A 22,914-nucleotide genomic window follows, 5' to 3' on the forward strand; every position below is an offset into this window, starting at 1 on the left:
CCGTGCTCGAAATCGCCGGTGCACTCCTGGACGCCCTCGCGGACGGTCGCCGGGTGGCCGTGGCGACGGTGACCCGGGTGCTCGGCAGCGCGCCGCGCACCCTCGGCACGGCCATGGCCGTCACCGACTCCGGTGCGGTACTCGGCAGCATCTCCGGCGGCTGCGTCGAGGGTGCGATCTACGACAGTGCCCAGGAGGTACTCGAGACCGGCCGCGGGCACCTCACCGAATTCGGGGTGAGCGATGACGACGCGTTCGCCGTAGGGCTGTCCTGCGGCGGCACCGTCGAAGTGTTCCTCGCCGAGATCGCCCCGGCCGGACGCAACGCCATGACCGCGGACGTGCGCGCCCAGCTGGAGCGAGCCGCGGCCGGCCAGGCCGCCGGGCTCGCCCTGGTCGTCGCGGGAACGGGGGCCGGCCTGATCCTGGCACCGGACGGCGCAACCGACCGCGCAACCGACCGCGGGGAGTCCGCCGGCCTCGACGCCGACTCGGTACGCCGCATCCGGGCGCAGCTGGCCGCCGCTGTCAACGCCGGCGAGACCAGCCTGGGCTCGGTGGACTGCGACGGGGCGATCAGCCGGGTGCTCTACCTCGTGGCCCAGGCCCCGCCGCGCTGCCTGATCTTCGGCGCCGTGGACTTCGCCGGCGCTCTGTCGGCCGCCGCGACCCTGCTGGGCTATCGGGTCACCGTCTGCGATGCCCGCGCCGTGTTCGCCACCCCAGAACGTTTCCCGACCGCTGCGGAGGTGGTGGTCGAGTGGCCGAGCGACTACCTCGCCCGCACCCACACCGACGCCCGCACCGTGGTGTGCGTGCTCACCCACGACGAGAAGTTCGACCTGCCGCTGCTCAGCACGGCCCTGAGCCTGGACGTCGGCTACGTGGGCGCCATGGGGTCCCGGCGCACCCACGAAAGACGGATGCTGCGCCTACGAGAGGCGGGCGTGTCCGCCGCCGCCCTCGACAGGCTGCACTCGCCGATCGGCCTGGACCTCGGCGCGAGCAGCCCGGCGGAGACGGCGGTGTCGATCCTCGCCGAGGTTCTCGCCACCCGCTCCGGGGCATCCGGCGCCCCCCTGCGGGACCGGCAGGGCCCGATTCACCCCTCGGTCTGACGCGACCGATTCCCCTCCGGGCTGACCGGGATTTTCCTTCAGCCCTCACCCCATTCGGGGGACGAATCGGGCGCGCCCGCGCATTAGCGTGCTCACCGAATCCCTTGAATGGAGGAGTCACCATGACCAGCACACGGCAGGCACCGGGCAGCACGACCGGGGCGGAAACCAACAACTACACAACCGACAGCGGTACGTCGGGCTGGACCGGCTGGATAGTCTTCGCAGGCGTCATGATGTTGATGATGGGCGCGTTCCACGTCATCCAGGGCCTGGTCGCACTGTTCCAGGACACCTATTACCTCGTCGGCCAGGAAGGACTGGTGGTGCAGGTCGACTACACGACCTGGGGCTGGGTGCACACGATCCTGGGTGCTGTGGTGATCCTGGCCGGCGTCGCCCTGCTCGCGGGGCAGATGTGGGCACGAGTCGTCGCCGTCATCCTGGCGTTCGGAAGCGCCCTGGTGAACATCGCCTTCCTCGGCGCCTACCCGCTCTGGTCGCTCACCATGATCGCCATCGACGTTTTGGTGATCTACGCGGTGACCATGCACGGCAAGGAAATGAAGCCGATCAGCTCCTAGCCCTGGCGCTGTGAGCCACGTGCGACCGCCTGTCAGGCGCCCCTGTTCATCAGGCGCCACAGGCGGTCGCGCGACATCGGCAGTTCGTACGAGCGGATGCCGAGAGCATCGCGCACCGCGTTGGCCAGCGCCGGCGCCACCGGGTTGTACGGCGACTCGCTCATCGACTTGGCGCCGTACGGCCCCAGGTCGTCGGCGGTGTCCGCGAAGTACACCTCGGTCACCGGCAGGTCCGCCAGCTGCGGTATGTGATAGTTGCGCAGCACCCTGGTTTCAACGGTGCCGGCGCCGTCGAGGATGAGTTCCTCGTACAGCGCGGTACCGATGGCCTGCGCCACCCCGCCCTCGATCTGGCCGCGGCACTGTTCGGGATTCATCACGAAGCCGGCATCCGCGGTCTGGATGGACTGCAACATGCGCACCTCGCCGGTGGCGGTGTTCACGGCCACCCGGAACGCGTGCACGTTGAATGCCAGCGAACGGCGGGCGCCGTCCTCCCGGCCGGTTCCGGTGAGGCCGTCCGGGCCGGAAAGCGCGGCCAGCGGCACGAACACGTCGCCGGCCCGCAGTCCGTCGGCCGCCAGGACGAAGTCCCCGGCCGCAATGCCGGTGAGTCGGGCCGCTTTCTCGCGCAGCAGACCGGCCAGCTCGAGCGCCGCGCCGTGCACGGCCTTGCCGGCCACCACTACCCCGGCCGACCCGAAGGCGCCGGTGTCGTAGCCGGCGGCGTCGGTGTCGGACTGGCGGATCTCGATGCGATCCGGGCCGGTGTTCAGCACCGTCGCCGCGATCTGGGTGTGCACCGTCGTGGTGCCGTTGCCGAACTCGGCGGTGCCCACCCGCACCAGGTAGCGTCCATTCTGGTCCAGGGTGATGGTCGCCTGCGAGAAGTGGCCGCGCGGCGGGGTCGTCGCGATCATCGCCGACGCCATGCCCTCGCCCACCCGCCAGGTGGCGCCGGTCGGGGCGGTCACCCCATTGCCGCGAGTCAGGGCCGCCTGGGCCAGGTCGAGGCACTGGTCCAGGCCATAGCTGGCGAAGCCGATGTCGTCGCCCTCCTGATGGGTCACCACAAGAGGGTCGCCGGGGCGCACCGAGTTGATCCGGCGGATGTCGAACGGGTTCAGGCCCAGCTCGACGGCGAGTTCGTCGAGGGCGCACTCGATCCCGTAGATGACCTGGCCCAGCCCGTAACCGCGGAACGCGCCCGACGGCGGATTGTTCGTGTACACGGCCTGAGCATCCACCCGTTTGTTGGGCACGTTGTACAGCGCCACGGACTCGCTGGTGCCGTGGAACATGACGCCGGGGGCGTGGTTGCCGTATGAGCCGGTGTCGGAGAGCACGTCGACCGTCAGGGCGGTGAGCCGGCCGTCGCCCGTGGCAGCCAGGGTGACGCCTACCCGCATCGGGTGCCGAGTGGGCGAGGCGGCGAGTTCGTCGGTGCGGGTGAACTCGTACTGCACGGGCCGCCCGGTCTTCAGCACCGCGAGGGTCACGATGTCCTCGGTGAGGATCTCCTGCTTGCCGCCGAAGCCGCCGCCGACGCGGGCGGTGAACACCCGCACGGCCTCGAGATCGAGGTCGAAGATGCGGCTGATCTCCTTCTGCACCAGGAACGGTACCTGGGAGCTGGTACGCAGCACGAGCCGTTCGTCCTCCAGCCAGCCGATGGTGGCGTGGGTCTCCAGCTGGGTGTGGGCGACCCGCTGGGTCTGCCAGGTTCCGGTCACCACGGTGTGCGCAGTGGCCAGTGCCGCCGTCACATCGCCGTACTCGCCGTGCAGCTCGGCGACGAGGTTCCGGGACGGGTCGGCCAGGCGGCTGATCGTCGCATCCTTCTCGCCGTGCACCAGCGGGGCGCCGGGGCGCAGCGCTTCGGCGGGGTCGAAGACCGCGGGCAGTAACTCGTAGTCCACCTCGAGCAACCGGCAGGCGTGCTCCGCGATGGCCACGGAATCGGCGACCACCGCGGCCACCCGCTGGCCGCGGTGCCGCATCACGGAGTCCAGAACCAGGCTGTCATCGGGGTCGTCGAGCCGGCTCTCGTGCCGGGCCGAGGAGTACAGGGCGGCGGGGGAGTCGGCGGCGCTGAGCACGGCGTGCACCCCGGGCAGGGCGCGGGCGGCGGTGTCGTCGAGGGAGATCACCCTGGCGTGGGCGTGCGGGCTCCGCAGCACGGCGAGGTGCAGCAGGCCCGGCACGGCCACGTCGAGGGTGTACGGCTCCTGTCCGCTGACCACCCTGGCGGCGGCGGGGGCGCGGAGCGAGCCGCCCACGCGGCCGTCGGTGGCGGAGGTGCGCGCGGTGGTTCGGGGCTTGGTGGGGCGCACCGGGCCGAGGCCGGAGATCGGGGCGGCGACCGGTGCGGAGCCGGCTGCGGAGTCGGGGGTTGCCGCATCCGCTGCACCGGCGGCGGTCTGTTGGTGGTCGTGGTCGTGCCCGCAGCCGCCGTCGGCCGGGGTGTGCCGGTCGCGGATGGCGTCGTCGATGGCCCGGTAGCCCGTGCACCGGCACAGGTTGCCCTTGAGCAGGCGGGGCAGGTCGTCGAGCTGGTGCTCCTGGATGGTCGACGCCGTCACGATCATGCCCGGCGTGCAGAAGCCGCACTGGAAACCGGCCGCGTCGATGAAGCGCTGCTGGATCGGGGCCAGGGTCTCCGGCCCGCCGATGCCGGTGGCGGTGGTGACCTCGCGACCCTCGGCGCGGTAGGCCGGGTAGATGCAGGAGTGCACCGGGGTGCCGTCCACGAGCACCGAGCAGGCGCCGCAGTCGCCGGTGTCGCAGCCCTTCTTGACCTCGAAGTGTTCCTGCTGGCGCAGGTAGGTGCGCAGGGCCTGGCCGGCCGCGGCCGGCGCGTCGATCGGGTTGCCGTTCACGGTCAGCTTCATGCGCGGCTCCCGTCGCCGGTGCCGGGTCTGGGCGGGTCTGCCGGCGCGGCCAGTTCTTGGCGGATTTCCTCGCCGAGCAGTCCGCTCATGGCGCGGCGCCAGTCCGCGGCGCCGTGCGCATCCGTGAACCAGGCGTCCAGACCTGCGATGTCGGCGGCCAAGGCGGCCGAATCGGGCAGAGAGGGGTAGCGCAGTTGCACCGGGCGCACGGTGCCGCCGGTCACGGTGAGCACAAAACGGCCGTCGGTGTCGAGGCGGCCGATGAGCACGGCGCCGGAGCGGCCGAGGGGGGACAGGGCGATCTTGCGGTACGCGGTGCGGGCAGTGAGCGTGGCGGCGGGCACGTGGATGGAGCGCAGCACGTCGCCGGGTTCGAGCACGTTGGTGGTGTTGCCGGTGACGAAGTCGAGGGCCGGCATCCGGCTGTCGGTGCCGTCGGCGTGCCAGATCAGGACCTCGGCGTCGAGGGCGGCGGTGAGGCAGATCATCGGGCCCGCGGGCAGCGAGGTGCACAGGTTGCCGCCGACGGTGGCGACGTTCCAGACCTTGAAGGAGCCGAACAGGGCCGTGCAGGCCAGGTGGAAGATGGGGTGGGCGACCCAGCCGGGCTCGGCGGGCATCCGCGACAGTTCGGCGAGGGTGCAGGTGGCGGCGATCTCGAGTCCGTCTGCGCCGGTGGTCAGCGCCGGCCAGCCCATGGTCTGCAGGTCGACGAGGCCGGTGAGGTGGATGCGCGGGTCGGCGAAGAGTTCGGAGCCGCCGGCCAGCGGCACCACGGTCTCGCCGAGGGCGGCCAGGTCGGCGCGGGTGCGGGCCTGCGTGATGGTCGCAACGGTGGTCAGGTCCATCCGTGCCTCCCAAGGTCGTGGATGCGCAGCATCCGGGTGTCGCCGGGCCTGTGAGCCCGCCGAGGGGCGCCCTCGCGGGCGCCGACATCCCTAGTCAAGCGCAGCATTGTGTCGGTCGTGTAAACCGGCCCGGCCGCCCTCAGCCGATGCCCAGTTTTGTGGCGTGATCTGGGTGCACCTGTTGCCCGTGCGGACTTCTGCGCCCGTGTACCGGGATTATTTGTCCGTTGGGGGAACCGTTGGCGGGGCGTCGGGGGACGGGTCAGCCGAGCGCGGCGACCCACTCGGTGCTGCCGTCGGTGAAGCCCTGTTCCTTCCAGATGGGCACGCGGGCCTTGATCTCGTCTACCAGGGCGGCGCAGGCCGCGAAGGCCTCGGCCCGGTGCGCGGACGCCACGGCGCAGGCCAGCGCCACGTCGCCGATGCCCAGATCGCCCACCCGGTGCGCGGCGGCGATCCGGCAGCCCGGGTGGGCCAGGGCCACCTCGTGCGCGACCTCCTCGAGCACGGTCTGGGCGCTCGGATGGGCGCTGTAGCGCAGCCAGGTCACGCCGCGGTCCTCGTCGTGGTTGCGCACAACACCCGCGAACGACACGACGGCGCCTGCTGTGGCGTCGGCCACGGCATCCGTACACTCGTCGACGGTGATGGGGGTGTTGTCGACGCGGGCGAACAGCACGTGCGGGGTGGGCTCAGTGGCCATGTCGGGGGTCCTTAGGGGGTGTGCCAGTACGGGGTACGGACTTAGGCGATGGGGCCTTCGACGATGAGGCCTTGGCTGGAGCGGCCTGGTGGTCGGCGGCGGCCGGCGTGCCGGCATGGTCGACTCCGCGCACCTGGTCGATGAGGTGGTCGAGCAGCTCGGCGAGCACGGCCAGCCCGTCGCGCACGCCCCCGGTGGAACCGGGCAGGTTGATCACGACGGTGCGGCCCCTGGCGATGCCCGCGTAACCGCGAGAGAGCACGGCGAGCGGTGTGGCGGCCGTGCCCCGCCGCCGCAGCTCCTCCATGATTCCGGGCAGCTGGCGATCCAGCAGCGGCAGGGTCTGCTCCGGGGTCTGGTCGGTGGGGCTCACGCCGGTGCCGCCTGTCGTGATGACCAGGTCGAGGCCGGCTTCGATGGCCGCGGCCAGAGCGTCGCCGACGGGTTCGCCGTCGGCGACGACGGCCCGGTCCAAGACCAGCCAGCCGCGCTCGCGCAGCCAGGCATCGATGACGGGTCCGGTGCGGTCGGTGTACACGCCGGCGGCCGCGCGGGTCGACGCCACGATCACCTGCCCGGTGCGCCCGTCGCCGGGCCGTCCGCTCGGCCCGACGGTCGCGCTCACTCGGTGCTCCAGTCGCCGCTCTTGCCGCCGGACTTCGCCAGCACCCTGATGTCGGTGATCACCGCGTGTTTGTCCACGGCCTTGATCATGTCGTACAGGGTGAGCGCCGCCACAGACACCGCGGTCAGCGCCTCCATCTCGACACCGGTCACCCCGGTGGTCTTCACCGTCGCGCTGATGAGCACCCGATCGTCACCGGGAGCGAAGTCGATGGTGGCACCGCTGAGCGGGAGGGGGTGACAGAGCGGGATCAACGCCGAGGTCTGCTTGGCGCCCATGATGCCGGCCACCCTGGCCACGGCGAGGGCCTCGCCCTTGGGTAGTTCGCCGGCGATCAGCAGGGCGATCACGTCGGGCCGGGTGATCAGCGTGGCCGTGGCGGTGGCTCGTCGTTTGGTGACGGGCTTGTCGGTCACGTCCACCATGAGGGCGGCGCCGTCGGCGCGCACGTGGCTGAGCCGGCCGGGCGGGGCCGGGGTGTTGTCGGACGGTGTTTCAGTCATCGATACTCCAATAGTCCACGGGTTCGCCCGCGGCGACACTGCCGACCCCGACGGGCAGGTGCACGAGCACCGTCGCGGTGGCATAGGCGTGCAGGAGGTGCGAACTGGCACCGCCCACCAGTTCGAGGGCGCCGTCTGGGCGCAGGATGCCGCGCCGCAGCTGGTGCTTGCCGGCCGGCGACTCCACCGGCGCGGCGAGGGGGGCGCTCCGCAACTCCCGGTCGGGTCTCGCCAGTCCGGCCAGGCGCCGCAGCACCGGCCGCAGGAACACCTCGAACGAGATGAGGGCGCTCACCGGGTTGCCGGGGAAGGTCATCACGGGCACGGTGTTGATCGGCACGGTGTTGATCGGCACGGTGGTGCTCGGCACAGCGTTGATCGGCACTGTGTTGATCGGCACAGCGTTGATCGGCACCGCGATCGCGCCGAGCCCCTGCGGGCCGCCGGGCTGCATCGCGACGTGCTGGAAGGTCACACCGAGGGGGCCCAGCGCGTCGCGCACCACCTCCCGGGCCCCGGCGCTGACGCCGCCGACGGTGACCACGAGGTCCACCTCCGGGGCCTCGGCGAGGAGGGCGAGGAGGTCGGCGGCATCGTCGGAACGGCACGGCCGGGCGGTCACCGTGCAGCCGGCATCCCGCAGGGCCTGGCCGAGGATGACGCTGTTGGAGTCGTAGATCTGGCCGGCGGCCAGGTTCTCGCCGGGCTCGCGGATCTCGTGGCCGGTCGCGATGAGCAAGACCCTGACACGCCGCAGCACGGAAACCGAGGTCAGCCCGGTCCCGGCGAGGACCCCGTACTGGGCCGGGCCGAGCCGGGTTCCCGCGTCGAGGAGCCTGTCACCGGGGTGCACGTCGCTGCCGGTCGGGCGCACGAACCCGCCGACCGGAACGGCGGCGCGGAACGAGACGCTCTGAACCTCGGGAGACATGCCGTCGGGGTCCTGCGGCTGGAAGCGGGGCGGATCGGCCTGCTCGATCGGCACCACGGCATCCGCGCCCGCCGGGATCGGCGCGCCCGTCATGATCGGGGCGGCGGTGCCCGGCGCCAGCTGCCCGGCGGGGTCACCCGCGGCGATCCGGTCGGCCACGGTCAGGGTGGTCGGTGTGAGCTCCGAGGCCGCCGCGAGGTCCCCGGCGCGCACGGCATAGCCGTCCATCTGTGAGTTGTCGAAGGGGGGCAGCGCCACGGGGGAGTCGACGGCGATCGCGAGGGACCTGTCCCGGTAGCTGTCGGGGTCACCGGTCAGTCGAGCACTCGAGAGGGGGAGCACCTCAGCGGCGCGGTTGTGGAAGAGCGGTGCGAGAAGCGCCGCCACGGCCTCCCGGTGCTGGTCGATCGTGCGCGCGCTCATGCCACCATCTTGCCGCAGTTCGCCGCCGCGAAGCCGTGTGTGCACCGGCTCCGGCGGCGGCCGGCGCAGCCCGGTTGCTTGAAGGCGGCTCGGCCCGGGCGTATCGTGCCTCGAATACACGGGCCGTAGGACGGGCTCTCATACGGAAGGGCAACTCATGGGACACCTCGTGGTGCAGCAGTTCGTGACCCTCGACGGCTTCGCGGCCAACCTCGACAACGAGTTCACGGCCTACGAACTTCTCGACGGCCGCACCGACGAATTCGACCGGAGCCAGCTGGCGTGGCTCGACGGCGTCGAGACAATGGTGCTCGGCGCCAACACGTACCGCATGTTCGTGGGCTACTGGCCCACACCGGAAGCGGCGGGCGAGGTCCTCACCGGCCCACTCAACGCTTTGCGTCGCCACGTGTTCTCCCGCACGCTCAGCCACGCCCCGTGGGGCGACCTGCCCGCGGCGACCCTGGAGTCCGGCGACGCCGTCGAGGCCATCCGCCGGATCAAGGCCGAGACCAGCGGCATCGTCGTGCTGTGGGGCAGCCTGAGCCTCAGCCGGGCCTTCTTCGCCGCCGGCGAGGTGGATGAGGTGCGCCTCGTGGTGATGCCCGTCGTGATCGGCGCCGGCCGCGGGGTGTTCCCGGCCGACTCCGACCCGGCCGTTCTCGACCTGCGCGGTGCGCAGAGCTTCGATGACGGCCTGGTCGAGCTTCACTACGCCCTGCGCGCCGCTCCGGAGTGGTGACCCGTCGTAGGCTGGACGAACGGGCCGGTAGGTACGGCCCGCCCACCGACGAAGGGTTCATCACCATGCAGGTGCAGGTGCGCTATTACGCCGCGGCCAAGGCGGCGACGGGGGTAGCTGAGGAAACCCGCGACCTGCCGGCCGGGGCCACCATCGGCGCCTTCCTGACGGATCTCGGCAGTAGCTCGCCCGCCGTCTTCGCCCGCTGCTCCTTCATCGTGAACGGAACGGCCACCACCGACCGCGCCCGCGTGCTGAACGAGGGCGACAGGCTCGACGTCCTGCCGCCGTTCGCCGGCGGCTGACCTGTCCGGAGGGTCAGGGCGCTACGGCGTCACGACGGCGAAGGTCGGATCCGGGCTGTCCAGCAGCGCGAACAACCTCGGCAGCACGCCGGCGTCCCCGGTCATGTCCACCCCGCTGAAGGAGCCGCCGGCCACGGCCTGGGCCAGCCGGGCGTGGGTGATGCGCACGTTGAGGTCCGCCGGGCGGGGTCTGTCGATCGGATAGTGGATCAGCGCTCCGTGGCTGAGCTCCAGCCTGTAGAGCTCCCGCGTGTCCGTGATCACCCAGTTGATGGCGAAGCCCTCGTTCCACGACCGGGGCCCCACCAGCCGGATCGCCAGGGTGTCGAAGAGCTGGGTGACGGTGAGCACGTCGAGCAGACCGCCGGCCTCGAGGTCGTTGCGGCCCACGCCGTACCGCAGCTCGGTCGCCCCGGTGAGGAAGACGTTCCGCCAGGTGGCGTTCTCCGCGCCGAAGCCCAGCCGCTCCAGGCCCGTGGCCAGCAGTTCGCGGGCCGCGCCGTCACCGGGGTCGGCGAAGACGGCGTGACTGGCCAGCTCCACGGCGAACCGCAGATCACCGGCATCCAGGTAGCGCCTGGCGTGCTCGAGGGTGGCTGCGACGCCGCCCATCACATCGACGTACCGGGTGGCCGCGGCCGTCGGCGGATGCTGCCACAGGTGCGCCGGGTTGCCGTCGTACCAGCCGAGGTAGCGCTGGTAGATCGCCTTGACGTTGTGGCTCACCGACCCGTAGTAGCCGTGGGTGTGCCATTTCCCGGCCAGCGACGGCGGCATTTCGAAGTCCTCGGCGATCTCGCTACCGGTCTGGCCCTGGTTCATCAGTCGTACGGTCTGGTCGTGCAGGTAGGCGTAGAGGTCGCGCTGCTCGGTGAGGAAGGCGACGATGGCGTCGGTTCCCCAGGTCGGCCAGTGGTGCGACGCGAATTCCACGTCGGACCGGTGGCCGAACAGTTCGGTGGCCTCACTCAGGTAACGGGACCACATGCGGGGGTCGCGCACCTGCGCCCCGCGCAGGGTGAGCAGGTTGTGCATGGTGTGGGTGGCGTTCTCGGCCATGCACAGGGCGCGCTGCGCCGGGAAGTACAGGTTCATCTCCGACGGGCACTCGGTGCCGGGGGTGAGCTGGAAGACGATCCGCACGCCGTCGAGCTCCTCTTCCTGGCCCGTCGCCGTGATGTCGAGGGTGGGCACGACCAGGCCGATGCTGCCTGTCGACGCGCCGGCGCCCAGGCCGATACCGATTCGGCCGGCGGCGTTCCGGGCCAGTGGGTGCCCGTCGTAGTAGTAGCCGCGGCGGAACATCGCGGTTCCGGCGTAGACGTTCTCGGACACCGCGTTGTCGAGAAAGTGTTCGGGGGCGACGATGGGGATGCCGGTGTCGGGTTCGATCACACCGAGCACGCCGCCGAAGTGGTCGGCGTGAGCGTGGGTGTACACGACCGCCGACACCGGGCGGTCGCCGCGATGGCTGCGGTACAGCGCCAGTGCGGCCGCCGCGGTCTCCGCCGAGATGAGCGGGTCGATCACGATGACCCCATGGTCGCCCTCGACGAGAGTCATGTTGGACAGGTCGAAGCCGCGTACCTGATAGATGCCCTCGGTCACCAGGTAGAGGCCGTGCCTGGCGGTCAGGGCGCTCTGCCGCCAGAGACCGTCGTGCACATTCTCCGACCCCGCACCGGCCAGGAAGGCGAGGGACTCCATCTCCCAGACCACCCGGCCGTCGGCGGCGTGGATGATCAGGGGGTCGAGGGTGCCGAGGAAACCACGGTCGACGCCCTCGTCGCTGCCGCGCGACCCCGTCGCCGTGTTCCCGGTTGGATGTTTGTCATCGCCCATGATGACCACCTCTCTTGCCGTGCTCTCTCGGGACGTTCTACCGTGCCCGTTGCGCACACCATAACCGGGCGCCCACCCGGCAACCACCCCGCGATTTCCACGGGCCAGGCGCCAGTGCGGGCATCACCCTCGGTGCTGCCCACCTCGACCGGGACGCCAGCCGGCTCTCCTACTGCTGTCTCAACGTGCGGCGAGATCAGTACCGCGCTTTGTCCGGTTCGATCTGCCGCACCCAGTCGTCGACGCCGCCCGCGAGGTGGGTGACCGCCGACCAGCCGTTGTCGCGGAGCACCTCTCGGGCGTACTCGGACCGGGCGCCGTGGTGGCAGTAGAGGACGACGCGGTCGTCGGGTTCCATCACCGTGCGGGCCTCGTCGGTGAGCAGCTGCGCCATCGGCACCAGCGCCGATCCGTCGATGGCGACGATGTCGCGCTCCCACGGCTCCCGGATGTCCACGAGCACGAAGTCGGCGAGCCCCGCCTGCCGGTCGGCGAGCAGGCCGGCGAGCTCGGCCGAGGTGACCTCGTCGGGTACCGGTGCGCCGGGGCGCGCCTGCACCGGGATCGGGTGGGTGTGAACCTGGCTGTGGCTGGTGTCGCGGGGCGGGTCGGCGGCCGCAGCCGGCTCGAGGGGGCCGGTCACACCTGTCGCGGCGGCCGCACCGTATGGCACCTCCCGCCAGGAGGCGTCGAGGCCGTCGTGCACGAGCAGCCGGCCGAACAAGGGTTCGCCGAAGCCCACGATGAGTTTGAGCGTTTCGGTGGCCATCATGGCGCCGACGCTGGCGCACACCGAGCCGAGCACTCCGGCCATGGCGCAGGTTTCGGCCTCGTCGGCGCCCGGGGTGCTCGGGAACAGGTCTTCCAGGCGGGTGCCGCCGGCCGGCCCGTCGACCCAGAACGTCGTGACCAGGCCGTCGAAGCGCAGCACGGAGCCCCAGATGTACGGCTTGTGCAGCAGCGCCGCGGCGTCGTGGGCGAGGTGGCGGGTGGCGAAGTTGTCGGTGCCGTCGATGACGATGTCGTAGTCGGCGATCAGGGCGAGCACGTTGGCAGCCGTCAGGCGGGTCTGATGCGCCACGACCTCGATCAGCGGGTTGTGCGCGCGCAGGGCGGCCGCGGCGGCCTCGGCCTTGGGGCGGGCCAGGTCGGCCATCGTGTAGATGGTCTGGCGGTGCAGGTTGGAGACCTCCACGCTGTCGGAATCCACGATGCCGAGAGTGCCGACGCCCGCGGCGGCCAGGGCGGTGAGCACCGGGGAGCCCAGCCCGCCGGCACCGATCATCAGCACCCTGGCGGCCGCGAGGCGGCGCTGACCGAGATCGCCGACCTGCTCGAGCGAGAGCTGTCGGGCGTAGCGTTGGCGTTGGGCCGGGGTGAGCGGCGGTCCCGGCGAAACCAGGGGAGCGTGCGGCATGGTGGCCCTTTCTGCTGGCTTCCAGCCTAGGCCTGAACCGCGCCAGGACGGCCGGCGCCGGCGTTTCGTATCCCGCCGTCATCCTCTGCCGGGGCCCGGCCTGTGGCGGTACCCTGAAGTATGACGTTCGTCGCACCACCCTCTGCCCCCGCGCGTGACCAGGCTCCGCATCACGAGAGCCTGCCTGACGGGAGCCTGGCCGACCAGACTCTGAGTTCCGATGAGGTGCTGCGGATTCGCAATGACTTCCCGGTGCTGCACCAGCTCGTCAACGGGCATCCGCTGGCCTACCTCGACTCCGGTGCCACCTCGCAGAACCCGATCAGCGTGATGGAGGCCGAGCAGGAGTACTACGAGCAGCGGAACGCCGCCGTGCACCGCGGCGCGCACACCCTGGCCTTCGCCGCCACCGAGGTGTTCGAGGCCGCCCGCGCCACGGTCGCCGCGTTCGTCGGCGCCCGGGAAGACGAGATCGTCTGGACCTCCAACGCCACCGAGGGTGTGAACCTCGTCTCGTACTCGTTCTCCAACGCGTCCCTCGGCCTCGGCGGCCCCGCCGCCGCCCGCTTCAAGCTGGGGTCCGCCGACGAGATCGTCGTCACCGAGATGGAGCACCACTCCAACCTCATCCCCTGGCAGCAGCTGGCGCTTCGCACCGGAGCCACCCTCCGTTTCATCCCGGTTCTGCCGGACGGCACCCTCGACATGGCCGCCGCCGCCGAGATCCTGAACCCGCGCACCCGGCTGCTGGCCGTCACCCACGCCTCCAACGTGGTGGGCACCATCAACCCCATCGACGAGCTCGTGGCCATGGCCCACGCCGTCGACGCCCTGGTCTTCCTGGACGCCTGCCAGTCGGCGCCGCACCTTGCCCTGGACCTCACCGCGCTCGACGTGGACTTCGCGGTGTTCTCCGGGCACAAGATGCTCGGCCCCACCGGCATCGGCGTGCTCTACGGCAAGGCCGAGCTGCTCGCCGCGATGCCGCCGTTCCTCACCGGCGGGTCCATGATCACCACCGTCGACATGCAGGGCGCCGAGTTCCTCACCCCGCCGCAGCGGTTCGAGGCCGGCACCCAGCGCATCTCCCAGGCCATCGCGCTGGCCTCCGCGGTCGACTACCTCAGCCACACCGGCATGGGCCGCATCCGCACCCGCGAAGCCGAACTCGGCCGCAGGCTCGTCGAGGGCGTCACCGCCATCCCCGGCGTGCGGCTGCTCGGCCCCGGACTCGGGGTCGAGCGCATCGGCCTGGCCGCGGTGGATGTCGCCGGCGTGCACGCGCACGACGTCGGCCAGTTCCTCGACGAGGCCGGCATCGCCGTGCGGGTCGGGCACCACTGCGCCCAGCCGCTGCACAAGAAACTCGGCGTCACCGCGTCCACCCGCGCGAGCACCTACCTGTACACGACCGACGACGAGGTCGACCAGTTCCTGGCCGTGCTCGCCGAGGTCGGCCCGTTCTTCGGAGTAGCCCGATGACCTCGTCCGCCATGCAGCAGCTGTACCAGCAGATCATCCTCGACCACGCGAAGTCCGCGCACGGCGCCGTCTCCGAGCTGTCGGAGCTCGACGAGGACGCGGCAGCGGTCGCCGCCGCCGCCGGTCTGCGCCAGGCCCAGTCGCACCAGGTGAACACCACCTGCGGCGATGAGATCACCGTGCGGGTGGCCCTGTCCGGCGCCGGGGCGGATGCCCGGATCGACGGCTTCGCCTGGCGGGGCGTCGGCTGCTCCATCTCGATGGCGTCGGCCTCAGTGCTCAACGACACCGTGCGCGGCGCCAGCGTCGCCGAGTCGCTGGTCATGCTCGATCTGTTCCGGGAGATGCTGCGCTCCCGCGGCACCATCGAACCCGACGAAGAGGTGCTCGGCGACGCCGCGGCGTTCGCCGGCGTCTCCAAGTACCCGGCCAGGGTCAAGTGCGCCATGCTGCCCTGGGTGGCCTTCGAGGCCGCCCTGCTCCAGCTGGGCTAGCCGACTGACAATCCGGCCTGCCGGCGCTAGCCGATCGAACTGGCGATGCGGTCGCGCAGGGCGCTGGTGGGGGCCAGCCGGGCCAGGTACTCGGCGCCGTCGAGGGCGTTGGCGATGGCGGGGCGGATGTCGACGTCTGGCCACAGCTCGCGCAGACCCCGCTCGAACCGGGTGGCGATCTCGGGGGCGCGCAGCACCCCGCCGATGCCGCAGACCACGGGGGACGGGCCGGTGTCTTCGCCGACCCGGCGGAGCCCGGTGGCGGCCGAGAGCACCAGCTCTGCGGCGGCTCCGGCGCAGATCGCGGCGGCGACGGCATCCGTTGCGGCCAGTTCGGTGACCTGACGGGAGTAGGCGGCGATGCGGCTCACTCGCAGCGGATCGGCCTGCAGCTCGAGGTAGGCCATTTCGATGTGGGGGAACTCCCGGCGCATGACGGCGGACAGCGCCGTTGCGGGGCCGCGGCCGTCGTAGGCGCGCATCACGGCGTCCAGGGCCGCGCGGCCGAGCCAGTAGCCGCTGCCGGCGTCGCCGATCAGGTTGCCCCACCCGTCGATGCGGGCCACATCGTTCGCACCCACCGCGAGGGTGACCACGCCGGTGCCGGCGGCGACGACCACGCCGAGCTCGTCCCCGAGGGCGCCGAGGTAGCTCGTGACGGAGTCGTGGGCGAGGAAGACCTCGCGCACCCCGAGTGCCGCGCCGGCGGCGAGGAGTTCGCGCGGGTCGGTTTCGGCCTTCGAGAAGCCGGAGATGCCGGCGCTGACGGTGACGATCGGCTGCCGGGTCGATGACGCGACGGAGGCGACGACCTCGCCGAGCTGTGGGATCAGGGCGCTGTCGGTGCGGATCCCGCCGAATTCGAACGGAACCCACTCGCCGTTCCCGGTGTGCAGGCGCGCCCGGATACCGGTTTGGCCGGCATCGATGGTGAGGGAGCTGGGTTCGACACTCATGGGTGGTCCGTTCTTGCGGGTGGTACGGGTGCGGGTCGTACGGGTGCGGGTGGTGTTGAACTGGGCGGTGTGGAACTGGGCGGTGTGGAACTGGGCGGTGCGGCCAGCCAGGCCCGGTACTGGCGGCCCAGGAAGTCTGCGGCGGGTTTGCCGTAGACGCAGTAGTCGTCATTCTGCGCCGCATCGGCCGCCGCGTACAGGGTCGTCGGCCAGTCCCAGAGCATGAAGCCGCGCATCCATTCTCGCCGACCGGTGGCCGCGAACATGTCCTCGTAGTAGCGCAGCTGCTCGGCGCCGGAGGGAACCCCTGGCAGGGCCCAGTCGTTGGGCTTGTCGGGTGACCCGGTGCGGCTCGGGCAGCCGGCCTCCATGAAGAAGAACGGTTTGCCGGTGGCCGTCACGACCTGCTCGATGCGATCCAGCTGCTCGTCCCAGCTATCGATCGGGTAATAGCCGCTGGACGTGATCACGTCGACGGCGTCCCACCAGGAGACGTGGTCCTCCTGGAACTTGTCGCAGTTGTAAGTCACCAGGCCGCTGTATACCTCGCGCACCGCGGTGATCAGGGTGCGCCAGCGCGCATCCTGGCCGTCGGCGCGCACCATCTCGCAGCCTATGCAGAGCATCTCTGCGCCCTCCTCCTCGGCGAGCCGGGCGGCATGCAGGATGAACGCCGTGTACGACCGGAACCAGGCGGTCCAGCCGGGTTCGCCGGGCACCTCCCAGTCGAAGAAGCCGATGTAGGCGCGCCAAGTGCCGTCGGCGCAGTTGACCACGGGCTTGAGGCAGACCTTGAGCCCGTGCGCTTTGGCCTCGCGGATGGCCCAGCGCACCTCGTCGTCGGTTACCGTCGGCGCGTCGCCGAACGGGATCTCCTCCGATTGGGCGGTGTCCTGCAACGCCGCGTAGGCCAGGGCGGTCCAGTTCACGCCGAGGTCGGCCATGAGCCGCATCGAGTCGGCGGCCGCCGGGGTCGCCCAGGTTCCCCGAACGCCCGTCCAGCCCCAGGTCATGCCGCAGACCGGTTCGGTGAGAACGGATGCCGCATCGGGGCCGGTCTTGTTCCTCACCGCCGCACCAGCTGGTTGGTGCTGCGCAGCACACCCGGCGCCGTGAAAGCTGCCGGGTCGACCTCGAGCAGAGAGGTGACCGTGAAGACCACGCTTTCGCCGGGCAGCAGGGTGACCAGCATGTCGTCGACCAGGGCGTCCGGGTCGACCTTGTCGACCAACAAGACCAGGTCGCGGGTCAGCACCGGAACGGTGACCCGCACGCTGTAGCCGTCGGCGGTGCGCACGGCGCTCACCTTGGGGGTGCCCGGTGTCAGGGTGCTGTCTCGGGCTTCGGCGAAGAACCAGTGCCCACGCACCCCGGTCAGCTCGGCGCGGAGGAGCTCCGCTGCCGCATCCGTTGCCGCGGACACGGATGCGGGCAGCGGCACGGTCACGCTCGACCGCGCCGGCAGGGTGACCCGCTCGGCGTGCTCGGCCAGGACGGCTCCCGTGTCTGTGTACCGCCGCACCAGGAGCTCGCCGCTCCAGGTGTCGGCGGAGTCGTTGACCGCGATGACGGCCAGGCCGCTCTCGCGGGGCTGGATGGTGACCAGCCTGTCGGCGTAGGCGTGCTTGATCGCGTACAGCAGGGGCTTCGGCCGGCCGTAGCCGTCCACGGCGGCCCAGGAGGTGACCGGCCAGCAGTCGTTGAGCTGCCAGACGATACTGCCCATGCAGTGCGGGGACAGCGAGCGGAAGTGCTCGATCGCGGTGCTGATGGCGGTGGCCTGGTTCAGGGACATCGCCCAGTGCCAGTCGCCGATCTCGTCGGGGAGCGGCAGGTGCGGCAGCAGTCCGTCGGTGAGCTTGACGTTGCCCTCCATGGCCTTCTGGTGCACGAGCATGCCCGGCGATTCCGGGGTCAGCGGCACATCGTGGATCGTCTCCGTCAGGGTCGACCAGGTGGGCGGGCCCTGCCAGCCGAACTCGGCCACGAAGCGCGGCTGGTACTCACGGTATGCGGGGTAGTCGCGCTGGTTCCAGAGGTCCCAGATGTGCATGGTGCCGTGCTCGGGGTCGTTGGGGTGCAGGTCATTGGAGGCAGTGCCGGCAACCGGGGAGAACGGGCTGCCGGGCGTGTAGCCGATGTGCGGGGCCAGCTCGGCGACCAGGGCGGGAAACACGTCGTAGTAGAAGCCGCCGCCCCAGGTCTTGCCGTCCAGGCGCAGTTTCCAGTTCCATTCCTCGAAGCCCCAGAGGTTCTCGTTGTTGCCGTTCAGCACCACGAGCGACGGATGCGCGGCGAGCCTGGCGACGTTCTCCCGGGCCTCGGCCTCGATCTCGTGACCGAGCGGGGCCTCTTCGGCGTAGGCGGCGCAGGCGAGCAGGAAGTCCTGCCAGGTGAGGAGGCCGCGCTCGTCGCACAGGTCGTAGAAGTCGTCGCTCTCGAAGATGCCCCCGCCCCACACCCGGATAAGGTTGATGTTGGCGAACTCGGCCTGTGTGAGCCGGTCCAGGTAGCGTGCCTTGGTGACGCGGTGCGGGAAGGCGTCGTCGGGGATCCAGTTGGCGCCGCGCACGAACACCGGTTGGCCGTTGATGACCAGGGTGAACGGGGTGCCGTTCTCGTCGGGGGTGGTGTCGAATTCGACGGTGCGGAAGCCGATCCGGGTGCTCGACCGGTCCAGTTCCACCGCGGTGTCGGCCGCGCGCAGGGTGACCTCGAGCTCGTAGAGCGGGTGCTCACCGTAGCCGAGCGGCCACCACAGGTCCACGTCGGGCACGCTCAGGCTCACGGTGGCGCCGGACGCTCCGGCCGGCAGTTCCACGGTGCGGCTGACGCCGGCGACGGATGCCGTGACGCTGACCGGGGTCTCCGTCGCGCGGTCCACCTCCACGTGCACGTCCACCAGCCCGGTGCTGGTCGGCCCTGTCGGGTCAGACACCGTGGCGATCGGGTGCACACTCGCCAGCCGGGCGGTCGACCAGCTGACCAGGGTCACCGGCTTCCACAGCCCGGAGGTGGACGTGTCGATGCCCCAGTCCCAGCCGAAGCTGCAGGCCATCTTGCGGATGGCGTTGTAGGGGTGGTGGTTCACGTGCGGACGGTAGCCGAGGTCCAGGCTCGCGGCATCCGCGGCCTTGATGGGGGAGCGGAACACCACCACGAGCTCGTTGAGGCCGGCTGTGAGGCGGGCGCTCACGTCGAAGCGGTAGCTGCGGTGCATATTGCGGGTAGTGCCCAGCGACACCCCGTTCAGTTCGATCTCGGCGATGGTGTCGAGCCCGGCGAAGACCAGCTCGGTCTTCTCGGCGCCGGCCGGGTTCCAGGCGAAGGTGGTGCTGTAGCGCCAGTCGGTCAGCCCGATCCAGGAGAGCAGCTGCTCGTTGCCGTCGAGGTACGGGTCGGGAATCAGCTCGGCGGCCAGCAGGTCGGTGTGCACGGAGCCGGGCACGGTGGCCGGCACGGTGAGGCGCCGGATGCTCGCCGGCACCGGTCCGTCCAGAGCGGTGACACTCCAGTCGGTGTCGAGCAACCGGGTGACGGGGGCAAGGGAGGACGAGGGGATGGTGTGTGCAGACATTACGGGTTTCCAGACATTACTTGGTGGCTCCGGACGTGACGCCGTTGTAGATGAATCGTTGCAGGAACAGGAAGATGATCAGGGTCGGCACGATGACGATCATGATGCCGGCCGCGATGATCTCCCATTGTGCGCCGTACGGTCCCTGGAACCTGAAGAGCGAGGTGCTGATCACGGCCAGGTCCTGAGCGGGCATATAGAGGTAGGGGATGTAGAACTCGTTGTAGATGGCGATGCCCTTGATGATGACGACCGTGGCGATGGCGGGGCCGAGCAGCGGCAGGATGATGCGCCAGTACACCCCGAACCGGCTCGCGCCGTCGAGCATGGCGGCTTCGTCGAGCGACCGGGGAATCGACTGCATGAACTGGATGAAGATGTAGATCGAGAGGATGTCGGTACCCATGAACAGGATGATCGCGGCCCCGTGGGTGTTCACCAGGTGGAAGAAGTTCACCACCTGGTAGGTCGCCACCTGGGTGGTGACGGCCGGCACCAGGGTGGCGACGAGGAAGAGCCCGAAGACCACCTTCTTGAAGCGGAACTCGAACCTGTCGAGCACGTACGCGGCCATGGTGCCGATCAGGATGGTGCCGGTGACGGAGATCACCGCGATGATCGAGGTGTTCAGGAACCCGAGCATCATCCGTCCGTCGACGAAGGCCGTGGCGAAGTTGGCGAAGTTGAACCAGTTCGACGGCGGCACCAGGGGACCGGTGGTGGCGTACTCGGTGTTGCTCTTCAGCGACGCGAACAGGATCACGATGATGGGCACGAGCGCGACGAGCGAACCGAGAACGAGGGACAGGTACTTCCCGGTGGTGCCGAGATGTCTGATCATGAGGCCAACGTCACTTTCTCGTCGGGGACGACCTTGCGCTGCAGCCAGGTGACGAGCAGCACGATGATGAGCAGGATGACCGCCATCGCCGAGGCGAGTCCGACCTTGCGGTACACGAAGGCCGTTTGGATGGTCTGGATGACGAAGGTCATGCTGCCGTTGGTGCCGCCGGTGATGATGTACGGCAGTTCGAACGCGGAGAGGCTGCCGGCGATAGCCAGGATGAAGGACAGGCTGATGATGCGCTGGATGCCCGGGGCGATGATGTAGCGGAACTGCTGCCACTTGTTCGCGCCGTCCAGGTCGGCCGCCTCGTAGAGTTCGCCGGGGATCGACTGGATCGCGCCGAGGAAGAGCACGAAGTTGAGGCCGATGTAGCGCCAGATGGCGACGCCGGCGAGGGAGTAGTTGACCACATCCGGGTTGCCGAGCCACTGGGTGGAGAGCTCGCCGAGGCCGACGAAGCCGAGCACGGCGTCGAGGGTGCCGCCCGGGCGGAAGAAGAACAGGAAGATGAACGCGATGGCGACGGCGTTGATCAGGTAGGGAAAGAACAGGATGCCCTTGAACAGGTTGCGGAACCGGGTCTTGAAGCTGAGGATCGTGGCGAAGTAAAGCGCCAGGGCCATCTGCAGGAACGACGCCCCGAAGTAGTACAGGCTGACCACGAAGACCTGCCAGTACTTGGGATCGGTGAAGATCTTGACGAAGTTGTTCAGCCCGACGACGTCTTTGGTCTTGTCCAGGCCGTCCCAGGAGGTGAAGCTGTACCAGATCATGTTGCCCACCGGGATATAGGTGAACGTGATCAGCAGGGCCAGCGGGATGGCCAGGAACAGCCACGGCATGACGATGGAGTCTTTGCGTTTGCCGGTTGCGCTGATGGTGGTGCGGATGAAGCGGTTCGAGAACCGGCTGAACAGGTCCGGCGCTTTCGCTGGGGCCAGTTGTTGAGACACCGAGCGTCCTTTCTTTTGCCTGGGGCAGTGTCGGTCTGGGCAGAGCGCGGCCGGCCGTTGAATGCCCGGCCGGCCGGCTGTTACTGCGGACTTCCCCTGGTGGTGCGGGTGGGGACGGGGGCTAGCCCTCGACGGATGCCTTGGCCTTGGCCCAGGCAGCGTTCAGGTCGGCGAAGAGCGACGCCTTGTCGCCGTCGGCGGCACCGCGGGCGGTGTCGACGATCCTCTGGCGGTAGAGCGGGCCGGTCAGGTCGATCTCGGACTCGCTGGTGATGTCGTTCTCCAGGGTGGCCTGGTCGGCCGGCACCGGCGTGAGCTCGAGGAATTCGACCCCGCTGGCCGTGAAGTCGGCGAGGGCGTCAGGGGCGGGGCCGTCGACGACGGGGGAGAGCCCGCCCTGGTCTGTGGCGTAGCCGGACTCCTGGGCGAACCAGTCGATCCAGGCGCGGGCCGTGGCCTTGTTCTTCGAGTTGATGCTGATGGCGTTCTGGTAGTCGCCACCGATCGTGGAGTACGACTGTCCGTCGACGGCACTGGGGAAGGCCATGTAGCCGATGTCCTCGGCCGATCCGCCGGCGGTCACCGCGGCATCCTGCATCTGGGTGATGGCCCAGGAGCCCAGGACCATGGAGCCGATCTCGCCGCTGCCGAGCCCGCCCTTGGACGATTCCCAGTCCGTTGTGGTGGGGTCTTCTTCACTCAGGCCCTGCGCGACGATGTCGTAGAGCAGCCCGTCGGCGATCTCGTGGTACTCGCCGGTTGCCCACGGGGCGTCGGACTCGACGAGGGTGATGGACGCGTCCTTGTCGCCGGTCGCGGCCCGGTTGCCGTCCCACTGGCTCAGCGGCCAGCCGTCGCCGTAGTTCGTGTAGTACGGCACCGCGTCGGTGTTGTCCTTGATGAGCTGGAGGTCGGCGAGGAATTCATCGGGGGTGGTCGGCATCTCGGTGACGCCGGCGTCGGCCCAGACATTCTTGTTGTAGACGATGCCCTGAGCATTTCCGGTGATGGCGACGCCGTAGGCGAGGTCGTCGTAGGCCTTCTCGGCGACGAAACGGTAGGTCTCGCTCATCTCCTCCAGGGAACCCAGCGGCTCGAAGAACTGTGCCAGCTGTACCTTGGTGACGGTGCTGGGAATGAGGAGCACGTCACCGTAGCTGCCCGAGGACAACCGCGTGGAGATGTCGGTTTCGTAGTCCTTGATGGCCTCGAACTTGACGGAGGTGCCGGGGTAGGCCTTTTCGAACTGGGCGGCGTAGTCCTTGAACACGGTGTCGACGATGTCGGTGCGCTGGGTGATCACGGTGATCTCCCCGGTGATCTCGCCCTCGTCTGCCGGGGCCGACCCGGAGCATCCTGCTAGTAGTGCGGTGGCCGCCAGAGCGGCTACCCCCATGATGAGCTTCTTTGCCATCGGTTTTCTCCTAATCGGTATCACCATTGACCCGTTGAGACACGACCGCGACTTCCCGCCCGTGGATCTCTGGTGTTGCTGTTGGGCCTCATGCTAGGCCCGGTTTTGGCGGGCCGTCAAACAAAAATGTCAGCGCTGTCCGAAGTTGTCCTATTCGCACTTGGGTGCCGTTGATCGTTGAAATAGCGGGGAACTCACGGGTTCCTCGATCAAAAAACTCTTGCCAATGTCTACAAAATGTCTTACGTTGACATGGCGA

General features: G+C 69.7%; 20 protein-coding genes. 6 read left to right on the top strand and 14 right to left on the bottom strand.

Annotation, left to right across the window (positions count from 1 at the left end; translation table 11 throughout):
- Positions 1 to 2: 2 nt before the first annotated feature.
- A complete protein-coding gene (locus tag E3T22_RS08435; RefSeq protein ID WP_134480841.1) occupies positions 3 to 1,118 on the top strand; it encodes an XdhC family protein in 1,116 nt (371 codons plus the stop codon).
- Between the two features lie 122 nt (positions 1,119 to 1,240).
- A complete protein-coding gene (locus E3T22_RS08440) occupies positions 1,241 to 1,702 on the top strand; it encodes a hypothetical protein (protein WP_088455967.1) in 462 nt (153 codons plus the stop codon).
- A 32-nt stretch (positions 1,703 to 1,734) separates the two neighbouring features.
- Here the strand turns inward: E3T22_RS08440 and E3T22_RS08445 are convergent, their stop codons facing one another.
- The 6 genes from E3T22_RS08445 to E3T22_RS08470 all read right to left on the bottom strand — a co-directional run bounded on the left by E3T22_RS08445 (position 1,735) and on the right by E3T22_RS08470 (position 8,626).
- Positions 1,735 to 4,593: a molybdopterin-dependent oxidoreductase gene (locus E3T22_RS08445; protein WP_134409076.1), complete on the bottom strand. Its 2,859-nt coding sequence runs from the start codon at positions 4,591 to 4,593 to the stop codon at positions 1,735 to 1,737.
- Positions 4,590 to 5,441: an FAD binding domain-containing protein gene (locus E3T22_RS08450; protein WP_088455969.1), complete on the bottom strand. Its 852-nt coding sequence runs from the start codon at positions 5,439 to 5,441 to the stop codon at positions 4,590 to 4,592. The genes E3T22_RS08445 and E3T22_RS08450 overlap by 4 nt, the downstream gene beginning before the upstream one ends.
- A 262-nt stretch (positions 5,442 to 5,703) precedes the next feature.
- Positions 5,704 to 6,144: a molybdenum cofactor biosynthesis protein MoaE gene (locus E3T22_RS08455; RefSeq protein ID WP_174776262.1), complete on the bottom strand. Its 441-nt coding sequence runs from the start codon at positions 6,142 to 6,144 to the stop codon at positions 5,704 to 5,706.
- Entirely contained in the window at positions 6,134 to 6,769 is a 636-nt protein-coding gene (locus tag E3T22_RS08460; RefSeq protein ID WP_134480840.1) for a molybdenum cofactor biosynthesis protein B, read from the bottom strand. Before E3T22_RS08460 ends, E3T22_RS08455 begins: the two co-directional genes overlap by 11 nt.
- Positions 6,766 to 7,272, bottom strand: coding sequence for a cyclic pyranopterin monophosphate synthase MoaC (gene moaC / locus E3T22_RS08465; RefSeq protein ID WP_134409073.1), 507 nt, complete (start codon positions 7,270 to 7,272; stop codon positions 6,766 to 6,768). Before moaC ends, E3T22_RS08460 begins: the two co-directional genes overlap by 4 nt.
- Positions 7,265 to 8,626, bottom strand: a complete 1,362-nt coding sequence (locus tag E3T22_RS08470; protein WP_134480839.1) for a molybdopterin molybdotransferase MoeA — start codon at positions 8,624 to 8,626, stop codon at positions 7,265 to 7,267. The genes moaC and E3T22_RS08470 overlap by 8 nt, the downstream gene beginning before the upstream one ends.
- 157 nt (positions 8,627 to 8,783) lie before the next feature.
- On the opposite strand from E3T22_RS08470, the gene E3T22_RS08475 reads away from it, so the two are divergent.
- Positions 8,784 to 9,368 (top strand): dihydrofolate reductase family protein, encoded by a 585-nt coding sequence (locus tag E3T22_RS08475; RefSeq protein WP_134480838.1) that lies wholly within the window; start codon positions 8,784 to 8,786, stop codon positions 9,366 to 9,368.
- Positions 9,365 to 9,673 carry a MoaD/ThiS family protein gene (locus tag E3T22_RS08480; protein ID WP_241980223.1) on the top strand — a complete coding sequence of 103 codons (309 nt, stop codon included), beginning with the start codon at positions 9,365 to 9,367 and terminating at the stop codon, positions 9,671 to 9,673. The genes E3T22_RS08475 and E3T22_RS08480 overlap by 4 nt, the downstream gene beginning before the upstream one ends.
- A 21-nt stretch (positions 9,674 to 9,694) precedes the next feature.
- On the opposite strand, the gene E3T22_RS08485 is transcribed toward E3T22_RS08480, so the two are convergent.
- A complete protein-coding gene (locus tag E3T22_RS08485) occupies positions 9,695 to 11,515 on the bottom strand; it encodes an alkyl/aryl-sulfatase (RefSeq protein WP_134480837.1) in 1,821 nt (606 codons plus the stop codon).
- A gap of 196 nt (positions 11,516 to 11,711) precedes the next feature.
- The gene (locus E3T22_RS08490) at positions 11,712 to 12,932 is read right to left on the bottom strand and encodes a ThiF family adenylyltransferase (RefSeq protein WP_134480836.1); all 1,221 of its coding nucleotides are present in this window, start codon (positions 12,930 to 12,932) and stop codon (positions 11,712 to 11,714) included.
- A gap of 120 nt (positions 12,933 to 13,052) precedes the next feature.
- On the opposite strand from E3T22_RS08490, the gene E3T22_RS08495 reads away from it, so the two are divergent.
- The gene (locus tag E3T22_RS08495; RefSeq protein ID WP_134480835.1) at positions 13,053 to 14,414 is read left to right on the top strand and encodes an aminotransferase class V-fold PLP-dependent enzyme; all 1,362 of its coding nucleotides are present in this window, start codon (positions 13,053 to 13,055) and stop codon (positions 14,412 to 14,414) included.
- Positions 14,411 to 14,908, top strand: coding sequence for a Fe-S cluster assembly sulfur transfer protein SufU (gene sufU / locus E3T22_RS08500; protein WP_134480834.1), 498 nt, complete (start codon positions 14,411 to 14,413; stop codon positions 14,906 to 14,908). Before E3T22_RS08495 ends, sufU begins: the two co-directional genes overlap by 4 nt.
- Before the next feature lie 26 nt (positions 14,909 to 14,934).
- Here the strand turns inward: sufU and E3T22_RS08505 are convergent, their stop codons facing one another.
- From E3T22_RS08505 to E3T22_RS08530, 6 genes are all read right to left on the bottom strand, one after another.
- Complete coding sequence (locus tag E3T22_RS08505; RefSeq protein WP_134480833.1) at positions 14,935 to 15,864, bottom strand: BadF/BadG/BcrA/BcrD ATPase family protein; 930 nt, start codon at positions 15,862 to 15,864, stop codon at positions 14,935 to 14,937.
- Positions 15,861 to 16,877 carry a 1,4-beta-xylanase gene (locus tag E3T22_RS08510; RefSeq protein WP_241983666.1) on the bottom strand — a complete coding sequence of 339 codons (1,017 nt, stop codon included), beginning with the start codon at positions 16,875 to 16,877 and terminating at the stop codon, positions 15,861 to 15,863. The genes E3T22_RS08505 and E3T22_RS08510 overlap by 4 nt, the downstream gene beginning before the upstream one ends.
- 53 nt (positions 16,878 to 16,930) lie before the next feature.
- Positions 16,931 to 19,441 carry a glycoside hydrolase family 2 protein gene (locus E3T22_RS08515; RefSeq protein WP_134480832.1) on the bottom strand — a complete coding sequence of 837 codons (2,511 nt, stop codon included), beginning with the start codon at positions 19,439 to 19,441 and terminating at the stop codon, positions 16,931 to 16,933.
- A gap of 16 nt (positions 19,442 to 19,457) precedes the next feature.
- Positions 19,458 to 20,282 (bottom strand): carbohydrate ABC transporter permease, encoded by an 825-nt coding sequence (locus tag E3T22_RS08520; protein WP_088455979.1) that lies wholly within the window; start codon positions 20,280 to 20,282, stop codon positions 19,458 to 19,460.
- Positions 20,279 to 21,178 (bottom strand): carbohydrate ABC transporter permease, encoded by a 900-nt coding sequence (locus E3T22_RS08525; RefSeq protein WP_240632488.1) that lies wholly within the window; start codon positions 21,176 to 21,178, stop codon positions 20,279 to 20,281. Before E3T22_RS08525 ends, E3T22_RS08520 begins: the two co-directional genes overlap by 4 nt.
- A 184-nt stretch (positions 21,179 to 21,362) precedes the next feature.
- Complete coding sequence (locus E3T22_RS08530) at positions 21,363 to 22,655, bottom strand: ABC transporter substrate-binding protein (protein ID WP_088455980.1); 1,293 nt, start codon at positions 22,653 to 22,655, stop codon at positions 21,363 to 21,365.
- Positions 22,656 to 22,914: the final 259 nt, after the last annotated feature.

This window comes from Cryobacterium sp. TMB3-10, from assembly GCF_004402305.1.
In the GTDB taxonomy this organism is placed as follows: domain Bacteria; phylum Actinomycetota; class Actinomycetes; order Actinomycetales; family Microbacteriaceae; genus Cryobacterium; species Cryobacterium zongtaii.